This is a genomic window from Marinobacter sp. (assembly GCF_052091845.1).
GTDB lineage: Bacteria > Pseudomonadota > Gammaproteobacteria > Pseudomonadales > Oleiphilaceae > Marinobacter.
In genome coordinates, this window is sequence record NZ_JBQDCO010000075.1 from 1 (window position 1) to 9,467 (window position 9,467).

The following is a 9,467-nucleotide window of genomic DNA, read 5'->3' on the forward strand; positions in this document are numbered from 1 at the left end:
CAAAAAAGTGACTCCGTTCGACTAAGTGCAAGAGGGTCGATTTAGCGGCGCTTACCCTTAATACGCTGTTCAGGTGTGGGCGGGAGATCGGGGTTAGTCATAGGAGCCCCCTTGCGAACGGATGACAGGGCAGCCGGACTCCAATCCTGCTTGCCATGCTTACGTAGCCACGTTAGCACCGTCGAACGCCCCTGGATACCGTATCGATTCTGAGCCTGCGTATAAGTCATCTCGCCGTTTTCGACTTGGACGACCACCGCGAATTTAAAGGCTAGGGAGTAATCTCGCTGAGTTCGTTTTTTCTTTGTGTCCACAACACCCTCCAATACTTTAAGTCGGAAGGTGTAAACCTTATTCAGGACGGGACAGTTAGAAAACAAAAAGCGTCGATTTTATTGACACGTGACTTTTTTGCAAGCCCTATGAAATAGTTAACTATTTGAAATACATATATTTATATTTTCTGAGCCCAATTTTTGCAGTAATTAAAGTCATAACTCCATGTTCAACTTGAGAGGACTAAATGATGAAGCAATTGATAGGCCTTTTCTTTACCTGTATCGCTGCTAGTAGTCATGCCCTTCCAATCGCAGTTTTAGGGGACGACAAACTTATTGGCTTTGATGAAATTTACGACCGCGATGGCTCAGAGTATCAGGTTAGGTTTGCCACAGGCCGATTTGAAGATGCCTATGGGATGACGAAAGATGAATTCCGGCAAGATGGGCTTTCTAACTTCGACTTTCAGCCGAACGCAACCATTGTCGCATCTCTAATTAGCTTCTTCTCCAGCGAGGAAGGTCACTTTTTTGAACAGAATCCGGAGTATATTTACGGTTGTCTCGAAAATCATTGCGATATTTATATCCCTTATGTGGTATCAGATAAATCGTCGGAGCATTTGTCTGAGCATTCGGCTTTAATTAGGTGGAGGAGTTATCTTCATGATGAATATTATCTCGACGCTGATACCGACCGTTGGGGGGCTTGGAATTTAAGAACGGGCGGTGAAAACTGGGCTGTTTGGACTGAGGTTCCAGAGCCTTCATCTCTATCATTGCTGGCAGCGGGTATCATCGCTGTATTTGTAAATCGCAGAAGACGCAGAGCCTCGGTAATACCCTAAAAAAATATGCAGGCCACAATGTCACCGCCAGAGTAATAATGACCCACTAACGCCAACTTAAAATTGACCCACCTGGGGCAAAATGGCCGCCTAATCACATGATCAGAGCGGCGGCCGATGTTAACTCAGGAGGCTCCAAAAAAGTGACTCCGTTCGACTAAGTGCAAGAGGGTCGATTTAGCGGCGCTTACACTACAGCCGTTTTGAGATCATCCAGATTGATGTCGCTTACGTATACATATTCGAACTCACTGGTATAATTTGAGAATCGCTATTCACTCCGCCCCGGCCACCACTATGACCACCCGCATACTCATCTGCGACGACTCCGCACTTGCCAGAAAACAGATGGCCCGTGCCCTGCCCTCTGGGCTGGCTGATGAAATCCTGTTTGCCAATAACGGTGCAGAAGCCCTTGAAGTGTTACGCGCACAGCAGGCTGACCTGATGTTTCTCGACCTCAACATGCCGCAGATGGATGGCTATGAGGTTTTACAGCATATACGCGCCGAGGACCTGCCCATTATGACCATTGTGGTGTCTGGCGACATACAGCCAGAGGCCCGGGAGCGGGTACTTAAACTCGGGGCTATGGATTTCATAAAAAAGCCCACAGACATCGGCGTGGTGCTCAGCCTGCTTGCCAATTACGGCTTTTACCGCCCCGGCGACCTTGAAAGTGCCGCCCTGAGTGACGACAACCTCAGTGCGGGCAGTGAACCCCATTCGCAAACCATTTCCGTTTCCCTGAACGACTCCCTGCAGGAAATCGCCAACGTAGCCATGGGCCGTTCATCTGACCTGCTTGCACGGTTGTTGCGGGTATTTGTTAAGCAGCCCGTTCCAAAAGTCGACTTTATTGCCAACTCAGAACTCCACATGGCTATTTCTGCCGCGCATAACAGTGATACCTACTCTGCGGTGTGCCAGGGTTTCACGGGCGCAGGCATTGCCGGAGAAGCACTGCTGCTATTCGCCGATGCCAGCTTCCGGGACATGGCCGAACTGCTCCACTACGACACCCTTGAGAGCGAATCCGTAAACGTGGAAGTGTTGATGGATATGTCCAGCATACTGTTTGGTGCGTTCCTCAGAGGGATGGGCGACCAATTGGATCTGCAACTTGGCCTGGGCCACCCCAGCATGCTGGGTCAGCACCTACAAATTACCGAGCTGTTGGAACATCAAAACTCCCGGGATGAGCAACTACTGTGCATTGAAATCTGCTACACCCTCGAAGAACGGAATATACAGTGCGATATGCTGGTGCTGCTCACAGAAGATTCCGTGCCCTTCCTTGAACAGCGCCTTCAATACCTGGTGGATTAAAACGTGACGATAAACGAATTTGAAAGCCAATCGTTCCACTGGCTAATCAGCATGCTGGAATCCGTTGAAGTGGGCCTGGTGGTGCTGGATCTGGATTTTCGCGTGCAGGCATGGAACAGCTTTATGGAAAATCACAGCGGTATTACCGCCAGCAAAATCCGCAACCGGGTGTTGTTTGAGCTATTCCCCGACATACCGGAAGCCTGGCTTACCCGCAAAGTAGATGCCGTGGCGCTGCTGAACACCCGGGCCTTTACCTCCTGGGAACAACGCCCCTACCTGTTCCAGTTCCGCAACACCCGCCCGATTACCGGAACAGAAGATTACATGTACCAAAACCTCACCATCAGCCCGCTTACAGGCAGTAACGGGCAGGTGGAGAAAGTGTGCCTGATGGTGTACGACGTAACCGACATAGCAACCAGCAAGCGCCCCCTTGAGCGAGCCAACGAACAGCTCGCCAAACTCAGCATGACCGACCGGTTAACCGGCCTGCTGAACCGAGGCACATGGGAAAACCTGGTGGATGCAGAATTCGAACGATTTCGCCGTTATGGCCAGGCAACCTGCCTTGTGATGTTTGATATCGATTTCTTCAAAAAAGTGAATGACAACCATGGCCATTTAGCCGGCGATGAAGTCATCAAACTTACCGCTGAAACCGCCAGAAGTAATTTACGACAATCAGACAGTATTGGTCGTTATGGTGGTGAAGAGTTTGGCATTATATTACCAGAGACCGATGCCGAAGGCGCTCGGGTAATATGTGAGCGCATACGGGAAAGCATTGAACAAAGCGTGGTTCACACTTCAATAGCACCCATTCGCTGTACCATAAGCGCGGGTGTATCCCAATTAACTGACAAGCCGAAAAACCATATGAAGTGGATGCAGCAAGCAGACGAAGCACTGTATACCGCAAAGAAAGGAGGGAGGAATCGCGTAGTTGTTTTTGAATCGTGATTGCCTGAAAAAAAAGGGCCAGATGAGAATCTCACCTGGCCCTTTTATCAAGTTCGACTGATCAGCCCTGCTGCCAGCTTTGCACGGCTTCCTTACCATGCTTTTTACGCCACTCATTCAAAGTCTTGTGATTGCCGCCGCGGGTTTGAACCTGCTCACCTGTGTGCGGGTTCTTGTAGGTTTTCATCGGGCGTTTGGCACGGGCGCCCGTGCTTGCTTCAGCTTTGGCGCCAGCAATAGACGGGTCAATGGCTGTCAAAATCTGAAGCACGTGTTTCGGAGTTTTATCATACTCAGCCATCAGTTCACGAATGCTGTTCTCAAAGGCCAGTTCGTGCTTCAGGGACTGATCCTGCTCCAATTGATTAATTTCGTCTGCGAGCTTTTCCATAAGCTGCTTTTTTTGGTAGTAATCGTTAATCTTTGCCATGGAATAAACCTTTATTTTGGGTATTAACTAAACCAAATAGCTCAACATCAAGATGAATCATAATAAAGGAAGTATTTAATGGCAAAGTATATTGTCAATAAATATGGATACGGGTCAGAACTTGCCGGTTCTGACCACTTTCTTCCAATCAGGAATGCCAGGGTATTAAAGGCGCAGATCTGCCTGACCTAAAGGAAGCACACCTTTCAAATCAAATAACACTCCGTTGCCAGTCGTATAACTGCGCAATTCATCTGCCGTCATGGCAGCATAATCATTATGAGGAACAGCCAAAAACACAGCGTCGTACTTACTTTTCTCCGGATGTTCCACAAGTGATATACCATACTCATGCTCCGCTTCGGCAGTATCTGCCCAGCAATCGGTTACGTCTACGTCGCAACCAAAATCACGCAACTCTTCAATCACATCAATTACCCGGGTGTTACGCAAATCCGGGCAGTTTTCTTTAAATGTCAGGCCCATAACCAATACCCGTGACTTTGCAATGGTATGGCCTCTCTTAATCATCGCTTTTATCAATTCAGCCGCTGCATAAGGGCCCATGTTGTCATTTACCCGGCGGCCCGCCAGGATAATGTCCGGGTGATAACCGATGGCCTGAGCCTTATGCGTCAAATAATAAGGATCCACACCAATGCAATGGCCACCCACCAGGCCCGGCTTGAACGGCAGGAAGTTCCACTTGGTACCCGCCGCCGCCAGTACTTCGTGCGTATCAATCCCTAACCGGGTAAAAATCATGGAAAGCTCGTTCATCAGGGCAATATTCAGGTCTCGTTGAGTGTTCTCGATCACCTTGGCCGCTTCTGCCACCTTGATGGAACTGGCCTTATGGGTGCCAGCGGTGATAACACCCGCATACAGTGCATCCACCTCTTCCGCAATCTCCGGTGTGGAGCCAGCCGTCACCTTCATAATGGTGGTTACCCGATGCTCCTTATCCCCGGGGTTGATCCGCTCCGGGCTGTAGCCGGCGAAGAAATCCCGGTTAAACACCAGGCCGGAAACCTTCTCCAGCACCGGCACACACACCTCTTCCGTCGCGCCGGGGAACACCGTGGATTCGTAAATCACGATATCGCCCTGCTTCAGCACCTTGCCCACACTTTCACTGGCCTTAACCAACGGGGTAAGGTCTGGCGTTTTGTACTCATCAATGGGGGTAGGCACGGTTACAATATAAACCTGACACTCTGCAATGCCCTCCACAGCGCCTGTAAACGACAACTGTCCAGCGGCGGCCAGTTCCTGGGGCGACACCTCACGGGTAACATCCTCGCCACTTTTAAGCTCCGCAATACGCGTGGCATTAATATCAAAACCCACCACTTCGCGCTTTTCACCAAATGCCACGGCCAGGGGTAACCCCACATAGCCCAAACCGACTACAGCAATTTTTTTCATTTATCCTCCGGAACTTGAAACGGGGCTCACCCCTCAGGAATAACAATTTCCGACCCCGGAAACCGTCCTTTCAAAATCTGTTTAAACGCAGCCTTGGCGCTTGCATCGCCATGCACTACTCGAATTTCTTGCGGCGCCTCGGGAACCCCCTCCACAAACCGCAGCAGATCACTTTGCCCGGCATGCGCCGAATAACCGCCCACCTGATGCACACGGGCCCGGATATCGTAACGCTCGTCATCCAACTCAACCCAGCCACCCCGTGGGCCATAACTGAGAATGTCGCGACCCGGCGTGCCCGCCGCCTGATAGCCAACAAACAGTACATCGTTACGGGCATCGCCCAGCATGGCCTTCAGATAATTCACCACCCTGCCCCCGGCGCACATGCCGGAACCGGCCAGAACCACGCAGGGGCGGTGGGATTCGGCGAGGTATTCTACAGCGTTAAGGTGATCTGCATGAGAGTTAATCACCGTTAACTGCTCAAACGAAAGCGGGTGCCGGCCTTGCCGAACCAAATCTGCCGCCTCCCCATTCCAGAAGGGCTTCAGCTGGCGATAGATGCTCGTAAACCCTGCTGCCAGAGGCGAATCCACCACAATGTCCAAATCACTCCAGGCCACACCGTCAGTAACCGCCTCGTTTTGAAACTCATGTATCAGGCCTTCAATTTCATACAACAACTCCTGGGTGCGACCAATGCTGAACGCCGGAATCAGCACCGTGCCACCGTCTTCCAGCGCCCGCTCCAGAATAGCCTTTAACCGATAGCGTCGCGCTTCCCGGCTCTCGTGATCCTTATCGCCGTAAGTGCTTTCAATCACCAAGCGATCCGCCCGCTCAGGCGAGGCCGGTTCCTGCAGCAAAGGCGCATGGGGCGCTCCTAAATCGCCACTGAACACCACGCGCTCACGCTCATCCCCGGAAACCGCATCACACTCCACATAGGCCGAACCCAGAATGTGCCCCGCACGCTGCAACCGAACCGAGAGCGAACCGGCGGGCTCTGCAAACACCTCGTGCCACTGCCCATAAGGCACAGGCACAAGCCGGGAACGAATAACCCCAAGCACTCGCTCAATCAGGCGCCTGTCGCGGGTAAAGCCGATTTTTAACGCGTCTTCCAGAATTTCCGGCAGCATAATGGCAGAAGGTTCCGAGCAAATAATCGGCCCCTCAAACCCCGCAGCCAATAAATACGGAATGCGGCCCACATGATCAATGTGCACATGGGTTACAACCAAAGCCCGGATAGGCTCAATGGGGAAATCAATGGAGAGATCGGAAGCGCTGGCGCCCTTGCCTTTTTCCTGGCCCTGGAACAGGCCACAATCAACCAGAATGCCTGCGGTATCGTTTGAGCCAGCGCTGAGAGTGAGTTCGTGGCAGGAGCCGGTAACGTCGCACACGGCGCCGTGGTGGGCAATGTTTATCATATCCAACAGTCCTTGTTGCAGATTTAACACCCCCTCCTCACAACTTGCAGAATAAAGGCCGGGGGAGAGGGCCAAGTCCTACAATATTTTTATTAAACCGAAAGCCGGTGCCATTAAACCGGTAGCCGATGCACCTTGCCGGTATGTTCAAGGGCAACTGTAATATCAGGCCCCCTATTACACCAAACAAGATCGGCCACATTACCATTCGGCGTAAACCCGGTTGGCGCACTTTTCAACGTTTCAATAATCTGCTTACAGTCAAATTCCTGGCTCGCCCGCCTAAGTTTGTCTAATACAATTTCCAGATCTTCAGACTGCATAGACACTTCTCGCGCCATCATAATGCGAGGGTGGGAGGTGCCTTGGGGGTCGTCACCAATCAACAACTCCTCAAACAGCTTTTCCCCCGGCCGCAGCCCCGTGTAGACAACCTCAATGTCACCCTCCGGCTGCTCTGGCGTTTTCTCCACCAGCCCCATCAGGTGAATCATCTTGCGTGCCAAATCCGCAATCTTCACCGGCTCGCCCATATCCAGTACAAACACCTCGCCATCACCGCCCATACTGCCCGCCTGCAGCACCAACTGGCTGGCCTCTGGAATGGTCATGAAGTAGCGGATAATGTCCTGGTGAGTGACCGTAACCGGCCCACCATCACGGATTTGATCACGGAACAAAGGCACCACCGAGCCGGACGAGCCCAGTACATTGCCAAACCGAACCATCGAGAAAATTGTTTTGCTCTGCCGCTTGGCCAAGCCCTGCAGCACCAGCTCTGCCATACGCTTGCTGGCACCCATTACATTAGTGGGGCGAACCGCCTTGTCAGTAGAGATCAGAACGAACCGCTCAACGCCCGCCGCAACAGCCGCCTCTGCCGCGTGCAGCGTGCCAAACGTATTGTTCTGAACACCCTCAATAACATTGTGCTCAACAAGGGGCACATGTTTATACGCGGCTGCGTGATAAACCGTTTGAATACCAAAGCTACGCATGACCATCTCGCACCGGCGACGGTGAACCACGCTGCCCAGAAGCGGATGAATCTCAACATTAAGCCCATCAACCCGGTTAATCGCCTGTAATTCCCGCTCAATGGCATACAGCGAGTACTCGGACTGCTCAAACAAAACCAGAACCCGGGGCCGGTGATGAATAATCTGACGGCAAAGTTCAGAGCCAATAGAGCCGCCCGCGCCGGTTACCATCACCGCTTTATGATACAAGCTTACCGCCACCTGGGCGTTATCCGGCCGCACCGGCTCCCGGCCCAGCAAATCTTCAATCTCCAGATCACGAATATCGTTAATCCGTGCCTGGCCGGCCACTAACTCACTCATCGAAGGCACGGTCTGAACCGGCAGCTTCAAAGACTCCAGTCGGTTAAGCAACTGGCGGCGATCAATCTGCTTATCCGTATCCAGTGCCAACAACAAACGCTTTACACCATGAACACGCACGGCTTCTTCAAGATGATCCAAAGCAAGTACCGGCACTCCCGCAATAAGGGCTTTGTGATTGGCTGGCAGCAAACCTATAAGCACCACAGGATGGTACTCCGTGCCCTCTTGCAACGCCTTCACAAGCTGGGCGCCGGTTTCACCCGCCCCCACAATGGCCACCCACTCTTTACCCCGGTTAGATGTGTGATGCACCAGCATGCGCACACTCATTCGGCTGCCGCCTACGAATATAAATGCCAAAGCGGCATAAATCATCGGCACGGAGCGAGGAACAAGAACGTGAAGGCTGTAACCCAAAACGATCAACAAAAGAGCAGAAATACCCACACCGGTAATGATCGTCAAAAACGCCCGATCGCTCATATATCGCACAACAGCGCGATAAAGCCCGAGGCGAACAAAAACCCCCAAGGTGAAAATAACCGTAAGCCCAGAGACCAGCGCCTGCCCCGTGCTGGGCATCCAAAAAGTCTGTTCAAGCCGCAAGGCGAACGCTGCCCACAAGGCAAAAGAAAGCGCGGCAGTGTCAACAACCAAAGATATCAGGCGCTTGTACAGGCGTGGCAAGCCCAGAAACCGCTTGAACATAATTTAATCCCTCAAAATTATTTTCTCCCCTCCCCCTGGCGGGAGAGCGGCCGGAGCAGAGGGCAGACTACTCAACCAATTCAACCCCACTCCACCCCACATCCTCCAACAACGCCCGCAACGCCGGGCTGGGGTACTTCACCGCCTTATCTTCCCAGCGGCGCTTCACACTCTCATGCACCACCGGCTCTACCTGGCGCACATGCTTGCGCCCCATGGCACGGTAAAAGCCCTTGTACTCATTATGCATACGCCCGGCATAATGCGAATTAAAGCGCTGCAACAAATACGGCTTAAACGCCAGGCCATACAAAGCGGCCTCACCGGCCATCCACTCCCCGGCCAGATCACCCAGGGCGTGGTCCGGGTAGCCACCGCCGATATCCGTATGCACCCCGGCAAACCACACCTGCTGCAGGTCTATACCGGCCCTGGCACACCAAAGCGTAGGCTCAAAATCCTGCCGCTTTTCATCAATGGCCACCGCATGGCGGGCATGATTAATAATGCGACTGGGCTCGGTATCGTGAAACAAATACCGGTCTGTACCCAGGGTGCCCAAAAAGGGGGCTGGAATGCCCAACGCCCCCACGGTATCAAACACCCCGATGAAATGGATACGGCTAATATTGGCAACCGCATAGTAAGCGCCAATAAACCAGCACCTACATTCGGTTCTTAAGATTGCCCACACTGAT

The 9,467-nt window shown here is 52.3% G+C and carries 8 protein-coding genes and 1 pseudogene; 3 read left to right on the top strand and 6 right to left on the bottom strand.

The genetic code is table 11. The features are described 5' to 3' along the window. Positions 1 to 56 precede the first annotated feature (56 nt). Positions 57 to 314 (bottom strand): annotated as a pseudogene (locus ACTHYN_RS15665) (IS3 family transposase); the annotation flags it as partial. 209 nt (positions 315 to 523) lie between these two features. Between ACTHYN_RS15665 and ACTHYN_RS15670 the strand changes: the two are divergent. From ACTHYN_RS15670 to ACTHYN_RS15680, 3 genes are all read left to right on the top strand, one after another. Continuing rightward, entirely contained in the window at positions 524 to 1,126 is a 603-nt protein-coding gene (locus ACTHYN_RS15670; RefSeq protein WP_441813339.1) for a PEP-CTERM sorting domain-containing protein, read from the top strand. Positions 1,127 to 1,423: 297 nt separating this feature from the next. Continuing rightward, entirely contained in the window at positions 1,424 to 2,455 is a 1,032-nt protein-coding gene (locus ACTHYN_RS15675; protein WP_441813340.1) for a response regulator, read from the top strand. Positions 2,456 to 2,506: 51 nt separating this feature from the next. Beyond that, a complete protein-coding gene (locus ACTHYN_RS15680) occupies positions 2,507 to 3,418 on the top strand; it encodes a GGDEF domain-containing protein (protein ID WP_441813346.1) in 912 nt (303 codons plus the stop codon). Between the two features lie 61 nt (positions 3,419 to 3,479). Here ACTHYN_RS15680 and ACTHYN_RS15685 read toward each other — a convergent pair whose 3' ends face one another. The 5 genes from ACTHYN_RS15685 to ACTHYN_RS15705 form a co-directional block, all read right to left on the bottom strand. Then, the gene (locus tag ACTHYN_RS15685) at positions 3,480 to 3,848 is read right to left on the bottom strand and encodes a histone-like nucleoid-structuring protein, MvaT/MvaU family (RefSeq protein WP_441813341.1); all 369 of its coding nucleotides are present in this window, start codon (positions 3,846 to 3,848) and stop codon (positions 3,480 to 3,482) included. Between the two features lie 165 nt (positions 3,849 to 4,013). Next, complete coding sequence (tviB, locus tag ACTHYN_RS15690; RefSeq protein WP_441813342.1) at positions 4,014 to 5,276, bottom strand: Vi polysaccharide biosynthesis UDP-N-acetylglucosamine C-6 dehydrogenase TviB; 1,263 nt, start codon at positions 5,274 to 5,276, stop codon at positions 4,014 to 4,016. A 26-nt stretch (positions 5,277 to 5,302) separates the two neighbouring features. Beyond that, positions 5,303 to 6,715: an MBL fold metallo-hydrolase gene (locus ACTHYN_RS15695; protein ID WP_441813343.1), complete on the bottom strand. Its 1,413-nt coding sequence runs from the start codon at positions 6,713 to 6,715 to the stop codon at positions 5,303 to 5,305. 113 nt (positions 6,716 to 6,828) lie between these two features. Then, positions 6,829 to 8,769 carry a polysaccharide biosynthesis protein gene (locus tag ACTHYN_RS15700; RefSeq protein ID WP_441813344.1) on the bottom strand — a complete coding sequence of 647 codons (1,941 nt, stop codon included), beginning with the start codon at positions 8,767 to 8,769 and terminating at the stop codon, positions 6,829 to 6,831. A 67-nt stretch (positions 8,770 to 8,836) separates the two neighbouring features. Further along, positions 8,837 to 9,467 (bottom strand): phospholipase effector Tle1 domain-containing protein (locus tag ACTHYN_RS15705; protein WP_441813345.1); only part of this gene is annotated, 631 nt, incomplete at its 5' end.